This window comes from Azospirillum sp. UENF 312511 (assembly GCF_058780635.1).
The window spans coordinates 2,188,681-2,206,211 of sequence record NZ_JBSNCG010000003.1 but is presented as its reverse complement, the minus strand read 5'-3'; the positions used below and the strand labels follow the sequence as shown (position 1 = coordinate 2,206,211).

Genomic DNA, 17,531 nt, shown 5'->3' with positions numbered 1-17,531 from the left:
TTGACCGACATGTTACTTGGCCCCCCCGGCGGTCCACGCCTCGCAGCAGGCTTTCGCCAGCGCGCGCACGCGGCCGATGTAGGCGGCGCGCTCCACGACGCTGATGACGCCGCGCGCGTCCAGCAGGTTGAAGAGGTGCGACGCCTTGATGCACTGGTCGTAGGCCGGCAGCGCGACGCCCTTGGCGATCAGCGACTGGCACTCCGCCTCGGCGTCCTTGAAATGCTGGAGCAGCATGTCGGTGTTGGCGTGTTCGAAGTTGTGGGCCGAATACTCGACCTCGGCGCGCTTGAACACGTCGCCGTACTTCACGCCCTGCCCGTTGAAGTCCAGGTCGTAGACGTTCTCCACGCCCTGGACATACATGGCCAGACGCTCCAGCCCGTAGGTCAGCTCGACCGCGACCGGGTCGCACTCGATGCCGCCGACCTGCTGGAAGTAGGTGTACTGGGTGACCTCCATGCCGTCGCACCAGACCTCCCAGCCGAGGCCCCAGGCGCCCAGCGTCGGGCTTTCCCAGTCGTCCTCGACGAATCGGATGTCGTGCAGCGACGGGTCGATTCCCAGCACCTTCAGGCTTTCCAGATACAGCTCCTGCGGGTTGGCCGGCGAGGGCTTCAGGATCACCTGATACTGGTAGTAGTGCTGGAGCCGGTTCGGGTTCTCGCCGTAGCGGCCATCCTTCGGGCGGCGCGAGGGCTGCACATAGGCCGCCTTCCACGGCTGCGGGCCAAGCGCGCGCAGCGTCGTCGCCGGGTGGAAGGTGCCCGCACCCACCTCCATGTCGTAGGGCTGGAGGATCACGCAGCCCTGCTCCGACCAGAACTGGTGGAGCTTGAGGATCAGGGCCTGAAAGGACAGGCCGCGGCTGTCTTGGGAAGACCCGCTCGGGGAGGCCATCGGCGGTCACTTATGATTGGTGTGGAAAAACGCGCCGCACGATACGCGGCGGTATCCCCGGAATCAAGCGCCCGCCAAGGGTTACAGGTTCAGCGCCCGTAGGGGCAGACCGGCCGGCCGCAGGCCACGGCGGAGCGCGGGGCGACGTAGGCGCCGCATTCCGGGCACTTCTCCATGTCCTCCGCGGCCACCCGGGGCGAGCCGCCGCCGCTGGTGGAGGTGGGCTTTCCGGAGCCGCGACGCTCCCGCTCGCGCAGGCGCTCCCGGCCGACCGCGCCGACGCGGTTGTACCAGCGCCAGCCGAACCACACGGCGCCGATCACCAGGACCAGGAACAGGATCTTGGAGAGACTGAACATGGGAGGAGGATTAGGGGGTGCGGGGCCGCCCGGTCAAGAGCGGCCTTCACCCCGAACGCACCTCGAACGGTTGAACCATCGAAAATGGATCGAACTTCGAAAGAAGCGCCCGTCCAGCGCAAAGAATCCTTGTCGTCCGCAGCGGAAGCGGCACCTAATGGATGAAAACCGTGCGCAGAGGAGACGCAACGTCATGAACGCCAGCGCCTATCCGGTCATCGTCCGCCCCCTGCCCCCGGAACAGGGTGTCGGCTATGTGGCCGAGGTGCCCGACCTGCCGGGCTGCACCGCGGGCGGCGCCACCCCCGCCGACGCCAGCACGGCGGCGCTCGACGCCATCGCCGCCTGGATCGAGAACGCCCGCCGCACCGGCGCGCCGGTCCCGCCTCCGTCCGAACGCCTGCGCGAGGTCACCCAGTGAGAGTCCGGAGCCCCGGTAAGAGGGAATGAGCCCTCGAACCGGGCCTCACGGCGACCACAAACGGAAAACTCAGAGGCCGTAGCGCGACCAGAGCGCGCGCTCCTCGACGGCGGACAGAGCCGCCGCGGGAAGGTCCGCCGCAAGACGGTCCAGCGCGGCCGTGCCCACCGGCGCATCCACGCGGAAGCCCATGCGGCGGAACCAGCGCCGGTCCTCCTGCACCACGCGCAGCCGGACCTTCTCGCCGAAGCGGCCGCGCAGCACGGTGCGCAGGTCGCCGATGCCGTCGATCAGCCCCAGTTCCAGAGCGCGCCGCCCCGCCCAGAAGGCACCGGAGAACAGCTCCTCCTCCGCCCCGGACAGGCGGGCGCCACGGCGGTCGCGCACCATCGCCTTGAAGGCGTCGTGGATCTCCGCCTGGATCGCCTTCAGATGGGCCACCCCGTCCTCCCGCTCGGGCGAGAAGGGGTCGAGAATCACCTTCTTGTCGCCCGCGGTGTAGAGCCGCCGCTCGATGCCGTAGCGCTCTATGAACTCGTGCGCGCCGAAGCCGGCGGACACCACGCCGATGGACCCCAGGATGCTGCTCTCGTCCGCCCAGATCTCGTCCGCGGCGCAGGCCAGCCAATAGCCGCCGGACGCCGCCGCGTCCTCGCAGAAGGCGAAGACGGGAACCTTCTTCTCGGTGGCGAGGTCGCGGATGCGCTTGGCGATCAGCGCCGACTGCACCGGCGACCCGCCCGGCGAGTTGACGACCAACGCCACCGCCGCCTGACCCTTCGGCGCGAAGGCGCGTTCGATCAGCCCGGCCATGTTGGCCATGGTCAGGCCCTGGCGGAAGGCTCCGGCCTGACCGATGACACCGGACAGGCGGAGGACGGACACGATCGGCCCGGCGTCGCGCCAGGGGCCGAACGGGAGTTTGGCGAGCAGCTTCGTCATGTTCATCGCCGGTTGAAATGGTGGCGCTGACGCCGGATTGAAAGCGTTGGCTTAAGCGATCAGCGGTTCCATGTCGCGCAGAATCCGCTGCGCCTGCCCGCCATAGGCACCATCGGGGCCATGCAGCACCAGCCCTGCGGTGAATCGCGCCGGCGATCGCCCCCCCTTCTGCACCGCCAGCAGGATGCGCCGCGCCTCCTCCCCCGCCTTCGGCCAGAGTGGGACGAGCGTCAGGGAGCCGAATCGGGCGCCGTGCAGGGCGGCCAGGATCTCGTCCACCCGGTCGGCCCGATGGACCATGGTCAGCGTGCCGCGCGGCTTCAGCATCGCGGCGGCGAAGCGCACCCAGTCGGTCAGCCCCGCCTCCCCCTCCACGTTCGCCGCGGCTTTCCAGGGATCGGGCGGGACGCTGGCCGCCCCGGCGCGCAGATAGGGCGGATTCATCATCACCCGGTCGAAGATTCCGGGAACCAGCTCCGGCGGCGGGGCCAGCAAGTCGCCCTCAAGGACGCCCACCCGGCTTTCCAGCCCGTTGAGGGCGGCGTTGCGCCGGGCGAACGCCGCCGCCTCCGCCCGCTTCTCCAGCCCGACGACCACGACACCCGGCACGCGGGCGGCGAGGCACAGCGCCGCCGCCCCGGTGCCGGTGCCGACGTCCAGCACCCGCTCCCCCGCCCCGGCGGCGGTGAAGGCGGCGAGCAGCACCGGGTCGATGGCGGCGCGGTAGCCGGCCTGCGGCTGGTGCAGGCGGACGCGCCCGTCGAGAAGCGTGTCGAACGCCGCGTCGCTCTCCATCGTCACGCCCCCAGCTCCTCCCCGGCGTCGCGCAGCAGGCGGCAGGCGGCCGCATGATCCTCCTCCGCCACCATCAGGCGGCGGGGGATCGCGCCGATGGAGCCCTCCAGGATGCTGGTGTGGGTGTCCAGCACGATCCCCTCGATTCCCGCGTCGGTCAGCAGGGCGAGAAGCCAGCTCAGACGGACCGGATCGGTGGTGCGCAGCAGTTCCTTCATGAAATCCCGGCTGTTCTGTGCCCTTATTCGCCTTGCGGACTTGACCGAAGAGGCTATGCCGTTATGCTCCCTGCCGGAATTCGTCACGTCAATCATCATTGGAGTCGACCTTGGCGGTCGTGACCAACCTCGAGCCGAAACGGCGGAAGTCCACCCCGCTCGACGATCTGACCGCCCTGGTGGCCGATGACCTGAGCGCGGTGAACGAGATCATCGTCCAGCGGATGCACTCATCCGTCGATATGATCCCGCAGCTTGCCGGCTATCTCATCGCCGCCGGCGGCAAGCGCCTGCGCCCCGTCCTCACCCTCGCCGCCGCCGAGTTGTGCGGCTACAAGGGCGAGGATCACAAGATGCTGGCCGCGGTGGTGGAGTTCATCCACACCGCCACCCTGCTGCACGACGACGTCGTGGACGAGAGCGACCTGCGCCGCGGCCTCGCCTCGGCCAACGCGGTGTTCGGCAACAAGGCCAGCGTGCTGGTCGGCGACTTCCTGTTCTCCCGCAGCTTCGAGCTGATGGTGGAGGTCGGGTCGCTGGACGTGCTGCGCATCCTCTCCAAGGCGTCCGCGGTGATCGCCGAGGGCGAGGTGCTGCAACTGCGCACCACCAACGACACCGAGACCAGCGAGCAGGCCTATCTGGAGGTCATCAAGGCCAAGACGGCGGAGCTGTTCGCCGCCGCCTGCCGCGTCGGCGCCGTGGTGGCCGCCCGCCCGCAGGCGGAGGAGCTGGCCCTCTACGACTACGGCATGAACCTGGGCATCGCCTTCCAGCTCGTCGACGACGTGCTGGACTATTCGGCCAAGCAGGCGAAGCTGGGCAAGACGGTCGGCGACGACTTCCGCGAGGGCAAGATCACCCTCCCCGTCGTGCTGGCCTTCCGCCGCGGCAACGACGAGGAGCGGGCCTTCTGGCGCCGCACCATGGAGGAGCTGGACCAGCAGGAGGGCGACCTGGAGCGCGCCCAGGAGCTGATGGCCAAGCACAACGCGCTGAAGGACACCGTGGAGCGCGCACGCCACTACGGCTCCATCGCGCGCGACGCGCTGGGCCTGTTCCCGGACACGCCGGTGAAGGCCGCCCTGCTGGAGGTGCTGGATTTCGTGATCGAGCGCGATTTCTAAGCTTCGGGAACTTTTTCGCCGCCGGGGGTGATTTTCACGTTGCAGCCCCCGGATCGAGCGGCTATATACGCGGCCCACGGTGACGCTGGCGACGGCGCCACCGACGGACCGGAGAGTAGCTCAGCCTGGTAGAGCACTGCTTTCGGGAGGCAGGGGCCGGAGGTTCGAATCCTCTCTCTCCGACCAATACGAAAAGGGCCGATGCGGCAACGCATCGGCCCTTTCGCGTTTCCGGCCCGGCCAACCAGCCGTTGCAGCGGCCTGCGCACCGGCTTTCGCCGCCCGGCAAAAAAAACATTCCGCAAATGCCGCTTATTCCCATTGCAGCCCGCGGGCAATGGGTCTATACACCCGCTCCACGGCGACGCTGGCAACGGCGGCACCGACTGGACCGGAGAGTAGCTCAGCCTGGTAGAGCACTGCTTTCGGGAGGCAGGGGCCGGAGGTTCGAATCCTCTCTCTCCGACCAACACGAAAAGGGCCGATGCAGCAACGCATCGGCCCTTTCGCGTTTCCGCTCCGCCGCCGCGGCACAGGCCGCGCTCCCGCCTGTTGTCCCTGGTAAGCGACACAAGACGGGGAGCGGACCCATGGAACAGGCGATCGGACAGGAACCCCAGGCGGCGGGCGGCCCGGTGGGGACCGAAATCGACCCCAAGGCCGTGGTGGTGTCCCGCGCGGTGCGTGACCTGCTCCAGCCCCACGGCTTCCGTCCCCGCGACATCGGCAGCGGCCTGGGCGGCGGCATGGCCTGGAACCGGCGCGGCGGCGACGACACCCACGAGATGATCACTTGCAACGGACGGTTGTCCGGCGACCCCGACCGGGCGGAATGGACCGCCGGGCGCTACGGCAACCGCGGCGGCTTCGTCGAGGTCACCGGCCTGACGCTGCGCGGCGCGCTGGACGCCGTGGCGGTCCTGCCCCGGCCGGTGCGGGTGGACGGCTCGCTGGCCGAGGGCATCTACCCGTCGCTGGAGGACGCCCTCGACGACATCGCGTGACGCGCTACTTCAGCGCCTCGTCGATCTCCACCTGATAGCCCTTGGCGAGGCGGTTGGTCTCGTTGGCCATGCCGATGACGGCCATCAGCTCGCCGAACTGGGCGTCGGTCATGCCGGCGCGCCGCGCCGCCGCCTCGTGCGAGCGGATGCAATAGTCGCAGCCGTTGGTCACGCTGACCGCGACGAAGATCATCTCCTTGACCAGCGGGTCCAGCGCGCCGGGAGCCATCACCTCCCTCAGGCTCTCCCAGGTGCGCTTCAGCGTGGGCGGGTGATGGGCGGCCATCTTCCAGAAATTGTTGACGTCCGGCACGTTGCGGGCCGCCTTGATGTCGTCGTAGACGGCGCGCACCTCGGGAGCGGCGTCGGCGTGCTCGATGGGCTTCAGGGGCATGGTGGATGGTCTCCTCGGCAGCGTTGGCATCGGTGGGGGCACCGGCTTCGCCGCATTCTCGCCGCTTCCGCACGGCGGGGCCACGGGGAATGGCTTAGGCCCTACCCCCAACCACGCTGAAAGTCATAGGGATGCCGGAAAGTTCAGGTTGCCCCGGTTGTCCCGGACCGGCATAGCTTCCTGACCGCGCTGGCCCGCGCATGGTGTCCCGCCCCACCGCCGCCCGCGATCGCCCTCCCCCCGTCGCCACACAGCTCCGCAGCTCCGCAGCCCATGCCTCTTCGCTACCTCGATGCCCTGGCAACCGAATCGGCGGGAATGGTGCGTCTTCTGCGCATCCTGCTGGTGGCCGCCATCCTGGTCCCCGCCCTGCTGTTCACGGCCATCGCCTGGCACGACTATCACGAGGCCGAAGCCGAGGCGGAGCGCAACATCCGCAAGACCGTGCTGATCCTGCACGAGCACATGCAGAAGGTCTTCGACACGGTCGAACAGGTTCTCGACCGGCTGGACGAGCGCAGCGCCGGCATGAGCTGGGACGAGATCGGCCGTTCCGACGATCTGCACGGCTATCTGCGCACCTTGATCGAAGAGCTTCCGCAAATCGGCGTCGTCGGGCTGATCGATCCCAACGGCGCTGTGCGCAACGACAACCGCCTGTTCCCCACCTCGTCGATCAACGTCGGCGACCGCGAGTATTTCCGCACGCAGGCGGCCGCGGACGCCGGCATCTTCGTCAGCGAGGCGATCACGGGGCGCGGCTCGGGCAAGCGGCAGTTCAACGTCACGCGCCGCCGCACCGCCGCGGGTGGACCGGAGGGGCCGTTCAACGGCGTCCTGCTGACCGCGGTGCTGACCGATTATCTGGTGGATTTCTACCAGCTCGTCGTTTCCGATCCGAAGGAGTCGATCTCCCTCGTCCGCCAAGACGGCTCGGTCCTGGTCCGCTTCCCCTCGATGGGCGACCGGCAGGCCCGCCACGCCGCGGACAGCATTCTGCTCGGCGCCATGGCGACCGGGCGGACCGAGGGCGTGTTCCGCTCTCGGGGCCGCATGGACGGCATGCCGAGGCTCAACGGCTTCATGCACGTCACCCCCTACCCGATCTACGTCACCTACGGCATCCCGATCTCCGAGATCCGGGCCAGCTGGGCGCGCAACATCCTTCTGTACGCCAGCTTCGCCGTGCCGGCGATGCTGGCTCTGGTCGGCATCACCCTGCTGGCGCTGCGCCGCGCGCAGAGCGAGATGCGGGCGGTCCGCCGCTGGACCGAGGAGGCCCGTGTCCGCGAGTCCTTGGAGAACACGCTGCGCCAGTCGCAGAAGTTGGAGGCGCTGGGCCAGTTGACGGGTGGCGTCGCCCACGACTTCAACAACCTGCTGACCGCCGCCCTGACCAACCTGCATCTGATGGAACGGCACCTGCCGGCGGAAGGCACGCGCTATCTGGACGGCACCCGCACCGCGCTGGAGCGCGCCCGGACGCTGACCGGGCAATTGCTGGCCTTCTCGCGCCAGGAGGCGGTGGACCCCAAGGTGATCGATCTGGGGGATGCCCTGCGCGCCATGGCCGATCTGCTGGAACGCTCCATCCGCGCCGACATCGCGCTGGACTGGGTGTTATCCAACGCCCCGCTGCGGGTGGAGGTGGACCCGGTCCAGCTGGAACTGGCGGTGCTGAACCTCGTGGTGAACGCCCGCGACGCGATGCCGTCGGGCGGGCGCATCCGCATCGCCGTCCGGCAGGAGGAAACGCCCGACGGCCCGCTGGCCGTTCTGGAGATCACCGACACCGGCGGCGGCATGCCCCCGGAGGTCGCCGCCCGCGCCTTCGAGCCCTTCTTCACCACCAAGCCGCACGGCAAGGGGACGGGCCTGGGCCTGTCGATGGTCTACGGCTTCGCCCGGCAGTCGGGCGGCAACGCGACCATTTCCAGCGCGCCGCGCCGCGGCACGGTCGTCCGCGTTTCCTTGCCGGTGTCCGGCCGGGCGCCGGAGCCGGAAGCCGTGCCGGACGCGGCGGAGTCGGCGCCGAGCGGCCCGGTCCGCCTGCTGGTGGTCGAGGACAACGCGCTGGTCCTGATGGCCACCGTGGAGGGGCTGACCCAGGAGGGCTTCGAGGTGGAGACCGCCGACCACGGCGCCGCCGCGCTGGAGATCCTGGAGCAGGACGCGGCCTTCGACGTGATCGTGACCGACGTGGTGATGCCCTACGGCGTGTCGGGAATCGATCTGGCGCGGCGGGTCCAGGAGCGCTGGCCCGGCATCCGGGTCCTGCTGATTTCCGGCTACAGCCCCGAATCGCTGAGCGGGCTCAAGGCCGATGCCGCCGTCCTGCCCAAGCCCTTCACCCCGGACCAGCTCGCCGCCCGCGTCCGCGCCCTGCTCCGCACCGCGAAGACCGCCTGACGGCTGGAAGGGTCAGAGCAGAACGCTGATGAACATCGGCGCCCACAGCACCGCCGACCAGATCAGCCCCAGGAAGATGCCGTGGGTGAGGTCGGTGAAGGTCGGTTCCGACAGGCAGTGCATGCGCCAGAACGCTTCGCGGTCGTTCATGCCCTGACGCTGCCCCTGACGCTGCGGGGTGTGGTTCTGAGCGTCCTTCATGACCGTTTCCTTGCTGGGGGCCAAAAGGAAGGAACCGGTGAAGGGCGCCGCGGTTCCGCCGCGCGGCAGGAACATCGATCAGGCAGGATAGGGCATGCCGAAAAGGAAAAGGCCTCCCTGTCCTTTCGGACGGGAGGCCTTCCGGTCGGATGGGACGAGCCGCTTACTTGGTGCGGATCATCGGGGTGAGCTGGTCGCCCCAGTTGCCCGTCGCGTTGTGATAGCGGGCCGTGCGCATCAGCTCGACCGTCACGCCGGCTTCCACGGCCTTGACGACGGCGTCGTTCAGGCGGTGCAGGCTGTTGGCGAGGACGCGGATGGCGCTTTCCTGCTCGTCCGTGAGGTTCGAACGCTCGTCCGGCGGCGCATCCTGGAAACCCGACTGATTCGTCATGCGGCTATCCTTCCCTTGTTCTCCGGCCCGGGTCTTGCGGCCCCGGCTCTGCCCTGGTTCACCGGCGCCGTTGCGCCGGCATGGCCGGGTGCTGCGCTGCAAACCCGGCATTCAACGTCTTAACACATCACGCGCCGGTAGCAAGGGCGCGGCAAGACAACCTCGTTCGAAAGAGTCATGCCTCCCGCGGCAGAGTGCCGCTCCCCAGGGATGCCGGATGGGGGAAGGACCCCGCCGCGCTTCAATCGCGCTGCGTTCGACGGACGGCGTTTGATCGGGGAGCGCTCCCGGCCTAGCTTTGCGGTCCAAGGGCAGACGCCGACAAAAGGCGATCGCCGACAAAAGCAATCCGCAGCCGATACAACGAAGAAAGACAGGACCATGGCCGACACCGCGACCGCTTCCCGCTCCATCGCCTTTCTGGGGCTTGGGACGATGGGCTTTCCCATGGCCGGCCATCTGGCCGTCCGGGGCGGCCACCGGGTGACCGTCTTCAACCGCACCGCCGCCAAGGCCGAGGCCTGGACCGCCCGCTTCGGCGGCGCCAGCGCCGCCACCCCGGCCGAGGCCGCCCGCGACGCCGAGGTGGTATTCCTCTGCGTCGGCGGTGACGACGACGTGCGGGCGGTGGCCGGCGAGGCGATGGGCGCCATGAAGCCCGGCACCATCGTCGCCGACCATTCCACCGTCTCCGCCACCGTCTCGCGCGAGATGGCCGAACTGGCCCGCGCGCGCGGCCTGTTCTTCCTCGACGCGCCGGTGTCCGGCGGGCAGGCCGGGGCGGAGAACGGGGTGCTCACGGTGATGGTGGGCGGCGACGCCGACGCCTTCGCCCGCGTCCAGCCGCTGATGGCCTGCTACGGCCGCTCCGTCACCCACATGGGGCCGGCGGGAGCCGGTCAGCTGACCAAGATGGTCAACCAAATCTGCATCGCCGGGCTGCTGCAGGGGTTGGCCGAGGGCATGGCCTTCGCGCAGAAGGCGGGTCTGGACGGGCACAAGGTCGTGGACGTGATCGGAAAGGGGGCGGCGCAGTCCTGGCAGATGGACAACCGCGCCAAGACGATGCTGGACGGCAAGTTCGACTTCGGCTTCGCCGTGGACTGGATGCGCAAGGACCTGGGCATCGTGCTGGACGAGGCGCGCAACAACGGCGCCACCCTGCCCGTCACCGCCCTGGTCGACCAGTTCTACGCCGAGGTCCAGGGGATGGGCGGCAATCGGCTGGACACCTCCAGCCTGATGACGCGGCTGACGCGCTGAGGGAAAGGAGATGGGGAGCGCCGCGGCGCTCCCCTTTTTTTGTCCTCAGATGCGGACGACCTTGCCGGGGTTCATCCGGTTCTCCGGGTCGAAGGCGCGCTTCAGCTCGCCCATCACGGCGAAGGCATCGCCGGCCTCCTTCTCCAGGAACTCCATCTTGCCGTAGCCGATGCCGTGCTCGCCGGTGCAGGTGCCGCCCATGGCGAGCGCCCGGTCGACCATGCGGTCGTTCAGGCGCTTGGCCTCGGCCATCTCCTCCGGCTTGTCGGGGTCGATGACGTAGACGAGGTGGAAGTTGCCGTCGCCGACATGGCCGACCAGCGGGGCCAGCATCGAGGATTCGGCGATGTCCTTCTTGGTCTCCAGGATGCAGTCGGCCAGCCGCGAGATCGGCACGCAGACGTCGGTCGGCCAGCCCTTGGAACCGGGGCGCAGCGCCAGCGCCGCGTAATAGCCGTCGTGGCGGGCCTGCCAGAGCTTGGAGCGGTCCTCCGGACGGGTCGCCCAGGTGAATTCGCTGCCGCCAAACTCCGCAGCGATGGCCGAGACCATCTCCGCCTGCTCCTTCACCCCGGCGGCGGTGCCGTGGAACTCGAAGAACAAGGTCGGGGCGACCTTGTAGTCCAGCTTGGAATACTTGTTCACCGCGTCCATCTGGACCTCGTCCAGCAGCTCGATGCGGGCGACCGGGATGCCCGACTGGATGGTCTGGATCACGGTGTCCACGGCGCCGCGGATGTCGTTGAACGGGCAGACCGCCGACGAGATCGCCTCCGGAATGCCGTAGAGGCGCAGCGTCACCTCGGTGATGATGCCGAGCGTGCCTTCCGCCCCGACGAACAGGCGGGTCAGGTCATAGCCGGCGGCCGACTTGCGGGCGCGCCCGCCGGTCTTGATGATCCGGCCGTCGGCCAGAACCACCGTCAGCCCCAGCACGTTCTCGCGCATGGTGCCGTAGCGCACGGCGTTGGTGCCGCTGGCGCGGGTGGAGGCCATGCCGCCGAGCGAGGCGTCGGCGCCGGGGTCGATGGGGAAGAACAGGCCGGTGTCGCGCAGATGCTCGTTGAGCTGCTTGCGGGTCACGCCGGCCTGGACGGTGACGTCGAGGTCCTCCGGGCTGACGCGCAGGACCTCCTTCATGTTCGACACGTCGATGCAGACGCCGCCGGCCAGCGCGGCAACGCCACCCTCCAGCGAGGTGCCGGTCCCGAAGGGAATGATCGGCAGCTTGTGCTTGGCGCAGAGCTTGACGATGGCGCTGACCTCCTCGGTGGAGGTGGCGAAGGCGACGCCGTCGGGCGGAAAGTTGGGGTGGTAGGACTCGTCCTTGCCGTGATGCTCGCGCACCGCAGCGGCGGTGGTGAAGCGGTCCCCAAGCAGGGCCTTGAACTCGGCCTTCATCTCGTCGGTGAAGGCGACGCGAGGCTGGGCGGCGGGTACGGCGGTCATGGACGAATCTCCCCGGGGGTCCTTTTGGCACGAAGCCGTGCGGTGGTAGGACCGGAGAAGCTAAGCCCCGCCGCCCGCGCAGACAAGCGACTCGCGCGCATGGGTGGGGGGCTTGCGCTTTTGGAAGCCCCTCGCCCCTCCGGGGAGAGGGAGGGGACCCGCGCCGCAGGCGCGGGGAGGGTGAGGGGGTTGCGCTTTTGCCGGACGTATCGCCACGCGCAACCCCCTCACCCTAACCCTCTCCCCGGAGGGGAGAGGGGATTGGCGCCGTCACACTTCCTCGTAGCCGCCGCCGCCCGGGGTTTCGACGACCAGCACGTCGCCCTCCCCCATGGCGGTCTTGTCCTGGGGGCCGAGTTCCTCCACCGAGCCGTCGGTGCGCTGGACCCAGGTGCGCCCGATCTGGCCGGGGGCACCGCCCTTCAGACCGAAGGGGGGCACGCGGCGGTGGTTGGACAGGATGGCGGCGGTCATCGGCTCCAGGAACCTCAGACGCCGCACCACCCCGTCGCCACCACGCCAGCGCCCCGCCCCGCCCGATTCGCGGCGTATGCGGAAGCTGTCCAGCAGCACCGGGAAGCGCCACTCCAGCACCTCCGGGTCGGTCAGACGCGAGTTGGTCATGTGGGTGTGCACCGCGTCCGTCCCGTCGAAGCCGGGACCGGCGCCGGAGCCGCCGCAGACCGTCTCGTAATACTGGTAGCGCTCGTTGCCGAAAGTCGTGTTGTTCATGGTCCCCTGGGCCGAGGCCAGCACGCCGAGCGCGCCGTACAGCGCGTCGGTGACGCACTGGCTGGTCTCCACGTTGCCGGCCACCACCGCGGCGGGGTAGCTGGGCGACAGCATGGTGCCCGGCGGGATGACGATCTCGATGGGCTTCAGGCAGCCCTCGTTCATCGGGATCTCGTCGTCGACCAGTGTGCGGAAGACGTAGAGCACCGCCGCCCGGCACACCGCCGTCGGGGCGTTGAAGTTGCTGGTGAGCTGCGGGCTGGTGCCGGTGAAGTCCACCCGCGCCGACCGCTCGTCCTTGTCGATGGTGATGCGGACCTTGATGACCGCGCCGTTGTCCAGCTCCTGCACGAACTCGCCGTCGGTCAGCACGTCGATGACGCGGCGGACCTGTTCCTCGGCGTTGTCCTGGACCAGCTTCATGTAGGCGTTGACCGTCTCCAGCCCGAACTGGGCGACGATGCGGCGAAGCTCCCGCGCGCCCTGCTCGTTGGCGGCGATCTGGGCCTTCAGGTCGCCCAGGTTCTGCGCCACGTTGCGCGCCGGCTGCGGCCCGGCGGTGAAGAGGGCGACGACCTCCTCCTCCAGGAAGCGGCCGCGCTCGACCAGCTGGATGTTGTCGAGGAGGACGCCCTCCTGGTCGATGGTCGTGCTGTCCGGCGGCATCGAGCCGGGGGTGATCCCACCGACGTCGGCGTGGTGCCCGCGCGAGGCGACGTAGAACAGCACGCGCTCGCCGGCCTCGTCGAAGACCGGGGTGATGACGGTGATGTCCGGCAGATGCGTGCCCCCATGATAGGGGTCGTTCAGCATGTAGACGTCGCCGGGGTTCATCGCGCCGTGGCGCCGCTCGACGATGGCGCGCACGCTCTCGCCCATGGAGCCGAGATGCACCGGCATGTGCGGGGCGTTGGCGATCAGCCCGCCGTCGGCGTCGAACAGGGCGCAGGAGAAGTCCAGACGCTCCTTGATGTTCACGGAATAGGCGGTCTTCTCCAGCGTGAAGCCCATCTGCTCGGCGATGGACATGAAGAGGTTGTTGAAGACCTCCAGCATCACCGGATCGGCCTTGGTGCCGATGGCGAGGCGCTGCGGCAGCTCCTCGAAGCGGGTCAGCACGAGGTGGTTCTTGCGCGTCACCTCGGCGATCCAGCCGGGCTCGACCACCGTGGTGGCGATCTTCTCCTTGATGACGGCGGGGCCGGTCACACGGTTGCCGGGCTGGAGCTGGTCACGGTCGTAGACCGGGGCCTCGCGGTCGGCGCCGCCGGTGTGCAGGGTGACGGTGGCGAGGCGGCGCGGCAGGGCGCCGGTGACGCTGGGCAGGTCCTGGTCGTCGGCGCTCTCGGTGCGGCCCACCGCCTCCACCGACACGGCCTCGACCACCAAGGCCTTGCCCTCCATCATGAAGCCGTAGCGCTGGCGGTGCGCCGCCTCGAAGGCCGCGGCCATGGCGTCGAGCGGCCCGAAATCGACGACCAGCGGGCTGTCGGAGCCCTCCACCTTGATGTGCGCCTTGCGCAGAACGGCGAGACGGTCCTCCGGCACGCCCTGGCGGGCCAGCTCCATCCGCCCCTCGGCCTCCAGCGCGGCGAGCGTGGCGGTCAGCTCGTCCACCAGGGCGTCGTCGAGGCGGGCCTCCACCGCGCGCTCGCGGATCGCCACCGTGTCGGCGAGGCCGATGCCGTAGGCGGACAGCACGCCGGCGTGCGGGTGGAGGAAGACCTTCCGCATGCCCAGCGCGTCGGCGACCAGACAGACATGCTGCCCCGCCGCCCCGCCGAAGCCGTTCAGCGTGTATTGGGTGACGTCGTAGCCGCGCTGGACCGAGATCTTCTTGATGGCGTTCGCCATGTTGTCCACGGCGATCTTCAGGAAGCCCTCGGCCACCTGATGCGGGGTCATCTCGGTGCCCAGCGCCTCGTTCACCTCCTCGGCCAGTTCGGCGAACCTCTCGCGCACGATGGTCGCGTCGAGCGGCTGGTCGGCCTCCGGCCCGAAGACGTGGGGGAAGAAGTCGGGGTGCAGCTTGCCGACCATGACGTTGCAGTCGGTCACGGTCAGCGGCCCGCCGCGGCGGTAGCAGGCCGGGCCGGGGTTGGCCCCGGCGCTCTCCGGCCCGACGCGGAAGCGCGCCCCGTCGAAGAAGCAGACCGAACCGCCGCCCGCCGCCACGGTGTGGATGTGCATCATCGGGGCGCGCATCCGCACCCCGGCCACCACCGTGTCGAAGGCGCGCTCATACTCCCCGGCGTAGTGCGACACGTCGGTGGAGGTGCCGCCCATGTCGAAGCCGATGACCCGGTCGAAGCCGGCCATGCGCGCGGTGCGCACCGCCCCGACGATGCCGCCCGCCGGGCCGGACAGGATCGCATCCTTGCCCTGGAACCAGCGCGCGTCGGTGAGCCCGCCGTTCGATTGCATGAACATCAGCCGCACGCCGGAGAGGTCCCCGGCCACCTGCTCCACATAGCGCCGCAGGATCGGCGACAGGTAGGCGTCGACAACGGTGGTGTCGCCGCGCCCGACGATCTTCATCAGCGGGCTGACCTGATGGCTGACCGACACCTGGGTGAAGCCGATGGAACGGGCCAGCGCCGCCACCTGCTTCTCGTGGTCCGGGAAGCGGTAGCCGTGCATCAGCACCACCGCGGCGGCGCGGAAGCCGTCCTGGTAGGCCTGCTCCAGCTGGACCCGCACGGCGCGCAGGTCCACGGCCTTCAGCACCGTGCCGTCGGCCTTGACCCGCTCCGGCACCTCGGCCACCCGCTCGTAGAGCAGCTCGGGCAGCACGATGTGGCGGGCGAAGATCTTCGGGCGCGCCTGGTAGCCGATGCGGAGCTGGTCGCCCAGCCCCTCGGTGATCAGCAGCAGCGTGCGCTCGCCCTTGCGCTCCAGAAGCGCGTTGGTGGCGACGGTGGTGCCCATCTTCACCGCCTCGACCGCCTCCGCCGGGATCGGCTGGCCGGAGGCGAGGCCCAGCAGGTCGCGGATGCCCTGGATGGCGGCGTCGCGGTAGCGTTCCGGATTCTCCGACAGCAGCTTGTGCGTGACCACCGACCCGTCCGGGCGTTTGGCCACGATGTCGGTGAAGGTGCCGCCGCGGTCGATCCAGAACTGCCACCGACCCTGCGCTTGGGACGCCATACCCAACTCCCTGATGTCTTGTCTCGACGCCTGATGTCTTGACGGGAGTGTGACGATACGCCGCCGCGGGTCAAGACGGGGTGCACGAAAGGGTGGGATGCGCCCCCCGTCTCCTGCCCGTCCGGTCAGGCCGCCTTGAGCAGCGCGGGCAACCCGTCCAGCACGGCGTTCACCGCCCCTGCTCCGTCCTCGAACGCCTCCAGCGCCAGCGAGAATTGCGAGGGACGCGGCAGGTCGATGGTGATGGCGAACTCCCCGCCGTCGCGCTCCATCTGTCCGCCGAAGCGGCGCGACAGGGCGCGCATGCGGGTGTTGTCGGACAGGCACATCAGGTGGACCTGCCGGATGCCCCGGTTGGCGGCGATGGACAGCGAGCGGCGGACCAGGGCGGAGCCGACGCCCCGCCCCTGAAACCCCTTCTCGACGCTGATCGCCAGCTCCGCCGCGCCGGGCCACAGCTGCCGGTCGAAGCACAGCTCCACCGCGCCGCGCAGCTCGCCGCGGTCGAACAAGCCGACCAGCGTGGTCCGCGTCCAGTCGAGCGACTCGCAATGCTGGGCGATGACCTCGTCGGAGACGGTGCCGGTGAAGCGGGCGTAGCGGTCCGCCTTGTCCAGCCGCAGCAGATGCGCGCGGTACGGACCGCGCTCGGCGGGGAGAAGCTTGCGGATGGCGGACATGGGGGACTCGTGGCGCTGGTGATTTGGGACATCGCACCGCTTCGCGTCGTCCGCTTCCCCGTCGGCGGCCTGGACCGGCCGCCCTCTTTTGTTGCGGCGCAACATGACGAAGGAGCGGCCGAAGGGCAAGACCCCTGACGATGACGGCAAAGCTCTGTTGCGGCGCAGCAACATTCCGCACCGCGGGAAAATCCCGTACCTCCAACGGATGAAAAGGACGCGGCGCACGAAGATTCTGGGAAACAACGAAAAAGTATGGGCCGGTTGGCGCGGCGCCGGACTGCCGGTATGCTGCTCCCGCGGGCGAAAGGCGGATAAAAATGAGCATCTGGGGCAGCGTCCTGGGCGGGGCGGCCGGTTTCACCATCGGCGGCCCGATCGGGGGCCTGATCGGTTTGGCCGCCGGTTACGCGGTGGGGCGCGGCATCCGCGGCCTGTGTGGCCCGGCGGACGCCACCAAGTCCATCGCCTTCACCATCGGCGTGATCGCCCTGTCGGCGAAGATGGCCCGCGCCGACGGCGTGGTGAAGCGGGTGGAGGTGGACACCTTCAAGCGCCTGTTCCGCGTCCCGCCGGAGGAGCTGGACACGGTGGGCCACGTCTTCGACCTCGCCCGTAAGGACACCCACGGCTTCGAGGAATACGCCCAGCAGATCGCCGGCCTGTTCGACGACCGCCGCGCCGTTCTGGAGGAACTGCTCGACAGCCTGCTGGCCATCGCCGAGGCCGATGACGAGCTGCACGAGACGGAAGTCGAGTATCTGCGCACCGTCGCCCACATCTTCGGCTTCACCGACGAGGAGTTCGAGCGCATCGTCGCCGGCCACCACATCGCCGGCACGCCGAACGAGACCGATCCCTACGGCGTGCTCGGCGTCTCCCGCCGCGCCAGCGACGAGGCGATCAAGGCCGCCCACCGCCGCCTCGTGCGCGAGCATCACCCGGACGTGCTGATTGCCCAGGGCATGCCGCAGGAGTTCGTTGATCTGGCGACGCAGAAGGTCGCCGCCATCAACGCCGCTTTCGACCGGATCGAGAAGGAGCGCGCGCGCGGCTAAAGCCAGGCGTCGCGCCGTCCTTCCCTCCCGACGCATCC

Annotated in this window: 17 protein-coding genes and 2 tRNA genes; 8 read left to right on the top strand and 11 right to left on the bottom strand. The window is 69.3% G+C overall.

Annotation, left to right across the window (positions count from 1 at the left end; translation table 11 throughout):
* Window positions 1-12: 12 nt before the first annotated feature.
* The gene (locus ACWPN7_RS21825; protein ID WP_035675330.1) at window positions 13-900 is read right to left on the bottom strand and encodes a glycine--tRNA ligase subunit alpha; all 888 of its coding nucleotides are present in this window, start codon (window positions 898-900) and stop codon (window positions 13-15) included.
* Window positions 901-989: 89 nt separating this feature from the next.
* Window positions 990-1,259, bottom strand: a complete 270-nt coding sequence (locus ACWPN7_RS21820; protein ID WP_459195926.1) for a hypothetical protein — start codon at window positions 1,257-1,259, stop codon at window positions 990-992.
* Window positions 1,260-1,452: 193 nt separating this feature from the next.
* Between ACWPN7_RS21820 and ACWPN7_RS21815 the strand changes: the two genes are divergently transcribed.
* Window positions 1,453-1,680 (top strand): type II toxin-antitoxin system HicB family antitoxin, encoded by a 228-nt coding sequence (locus tag ACWPN7_RS21815; RefSeq protein WP_038526563.1) that lies wholly within the window; start codon window positions 1,453-1,455, stop codon window positions 1,678-1,680.
* A gap of 69 nt (window positions 1,681-1,749) precedes the next feature.
* Here ACWPN7_RS21815 and ACWPN7_RS21810 read toward each other — a convergent pair whose 3' ends face one another.
* Genes ACWPN7_RS21810 through ACWPN7_RS21800 form a run of 3 tightly spaced genes read right to left on the bottom strand, consistent with a single transcriptional unit; the run spans window position 1,750 to window position 3,635 of the window.
* Window positions 1,750-2,622 (bottom strand): S49 family peptidase, encoded by an 873-nt coding sequence (locus tag ACWPN7_RS21810; RefSeq protein WP_308217002.1) that lies wholly within the window; start codon window positions 2,620-2,622, stop codon window positions 1,750-1,752.
* A gap of 51 nt (window positions 2,623-2,673) precedes the next feature.
* A complete protein-coding gene (locus ACWPN7_RS21805; protein ID WP_459196178.1) occupies window positions 2,674-3,417 on the bottom strand; it encodes a tRNA1(Val) (adenine(37)-N6)-methyltransferase in 744 nt (247 codons plus the stop codon).
* Between the two features lie 2 nt (window positions 3,418-3,419).
* Window positions 3,420-3,635 carry a putative signal transducing protein gene (locus ACWPN7_RS21800; RefSeq protein ID WP_014241194.1) on the bottom strand — a complete coding sequence of 72 codons (216 nt, stop codon included), beginning with the start codon at window positions 3,633-3,635 and terminating at the stop codon, window positions 3,420-3,422.
* 110 nt (window positions 3,636-3,745) lie between these two features.
* Between ACWPN7_RS21800 and ACWPN7_RS21795 the strand changes: the two genes are divergently transcribed.
* The 4 genes from ACWPN7_RS21795 (at window position 3,746) to ACWPN7_RS21780 (ending at window position 5,766) form a co-directional block, all read left to right on the top strand.
* Window positions 3,746-4,762, top strand: a complete 1,017-nt coding sequence (locus ACWPN7_RS21795; RefSeq protein WP_014241195.1) for a polyprenyl synthetase family protein — start codon at window positions 3,746-3,748, stop codon at window positions 4,760-4,762.
* A 109-nt stretch (window positions 4,763-4,871) separates the two neighbouring features.
* Window positions 4,872-4,948, top strand: a tRNA-Pro gene (locus tag ACWPN7_RS21790).
* Between the two features lie 206 nt (window positions 4,949-5,154).
* A tRNA-Pro gene (locus ACWPN7_RS21785) sits at window positions 5,155-5,231 on the top strand.
* 121 nt (window positions 5,232-5,352) lie between these two features.
* Window positions 5,353-5,766, top strand: coding sequence for a hypothetical protein (locus tag ACWPN7_RS21780; protein WP_038526553.1), 414 nt, complete (start codon window positions 5,353-5,355; stop codon window positions 5,764-5,766).
* A gap of 4 nt (window positions 5,767-5,770) precedes the next feature.
* On the opposite strand, the gene ACWPN7_RS21775 is transcribed toward ACWPN7_RS21780, so the two are convergent.
* On the bottom strand, window positions 5,771-6,160 hold the full coding sequence (locus tag ACWPN7_RS21775; protein WP_038526550.1) for a carboxymuconolactone decarboxylase family protein: 390 nt from the start codon (window positions 6,158-6,160) through the stop codon (window positions 5,771-5,773).
* A gap of 318 nt (window positions 6,161-6,478) precedes the next feature.
* Between ACWPN7_RS21775 and ACWPN7_RS21770 the strand changes: the two genes are divergently transcribed.
* Complete coding sequence (locus ACWPN7_RS21770; RefSeq protein WP_459195927.1) at window positions 6,479-8,569, top strand: ATP-binding protein; 2,091 nt, start codon at window positions 6,479-6,481, stop codon at window positions 8,567-8,569.
* A 12-nt stretch (window positions 8,570-8,581) separates the two neighbouring features.
* Here the strand turns inward: ACWPN7_RS21770 and ACWPN7_RS21765 are convergent, their stop codons facing one another.
* On the bottom strand, window positions 8,582-8,770 hold the full coding sequence (locus tag ACWPN7_RS21765; protein ID WP_014241200.1) for a hypothetical protein: 189 nt from the start codon (window positions 8,768-8,770) through the stop codon (window positions 8,582-8,584).
* Window positions 8,771-8,933: 163 nt separating this feature from the next.
* Window positions 8,934-9,164 carry an SMc00767 family acetate metabolism repressor gene (locus tag ACWPN7_RS21760; protein ID WP_014241201.1) on the bottom strand — a complete coding sequence of 77 codons (231 nt, stop codon included), beginning with the start codon at window positions 9,162-9,164 and terminating at the stop codon, window positions 8,934-8,936.
* Window positions 9,165-9,545: 381 nt separating this feature from the next.
* Between ACWPN7_RS21760 and ACWPN7_RS21755 the strand changes: the two genes are divergently transcribed.
* Complete coding sequence (locus ACWPN7_RS21755; RefSeq protein ID WP_459195928.1) at window positions 9,546-10,427, top strand: NAD(P)-dependent oxidoreductase; 882 nt, start codon at window positions 9,546-9,548, stop codon at window positions 10,425-10,427.
* A gap of 45 nt (window positions 10,428-10,472) precedes the next feature.
* Here the strand turns inward: ACWPN7_RS21755 and ACWPN7_RS21750 are convergent, their stop codons facing one another.
* The 3 genes from ACWPN7_RS21750 to ACWPN7_RS21740 form a co-directional block, all read right to left on the bottom strand.
* Window positions 10,473-11,876, bottom strand: a complete 1,404-nt coding sequence (locus ACWPN7_RS21750) for an FAD-linked oxidase C-terminal domain-containing protein (RefSeq protein ID WP_137103370.1) — start codon at window positions 11,874-11,876, stop codon at window positions 10,473-10,475.
* 270 nt (window positions 11,877-12,146) lie between these two features.
* Window positions 12,147-15,755 (bottom strand): hydantoinase B/oxoprolinase family protein, encoded by a 3,609-nt coding sequence (locus tag ACWPN7_RS21745; RefSeq protein WP_459195929.1) that lies wholly within the window; start codon window positions 15,753-15,755, stop codon window positions 12,147-12,149.
* Between the two features lie 125 nt (window positions 15,756-15,880).
* Window positions 15,881-16,435 (bottom strand): GNAT family N-acetyltransferase, encoded by a 555-nt coding sequence (locus ACWPN7_RS21740; RefSeq protein ID WP_451992612.1) that lies wholly within the window; start codon window positions 16,433-16,435, stop codon window positions 15,881-15,883.
* 320 nt (window positions 16,436-16,755) lie between these two features.
* Between ACWPN7_RS21740 and ACWPN7_RS21735 the strand changes: the two genes are divergently transcribed.
* Window positions 16,756-17,493, top strand: coding sequence for a TerB family tellurite resistance protein (locus ACWPN7_RS21735; RefSeq protein WP_103039211.1), 738 nt, complete (start codon window positions 16,756-16,758; stop codon window positions 17,491-17,493).
* The last annotated feature ends 38 nt before the right edge of the window (window positions 17,494-17,531 follow it).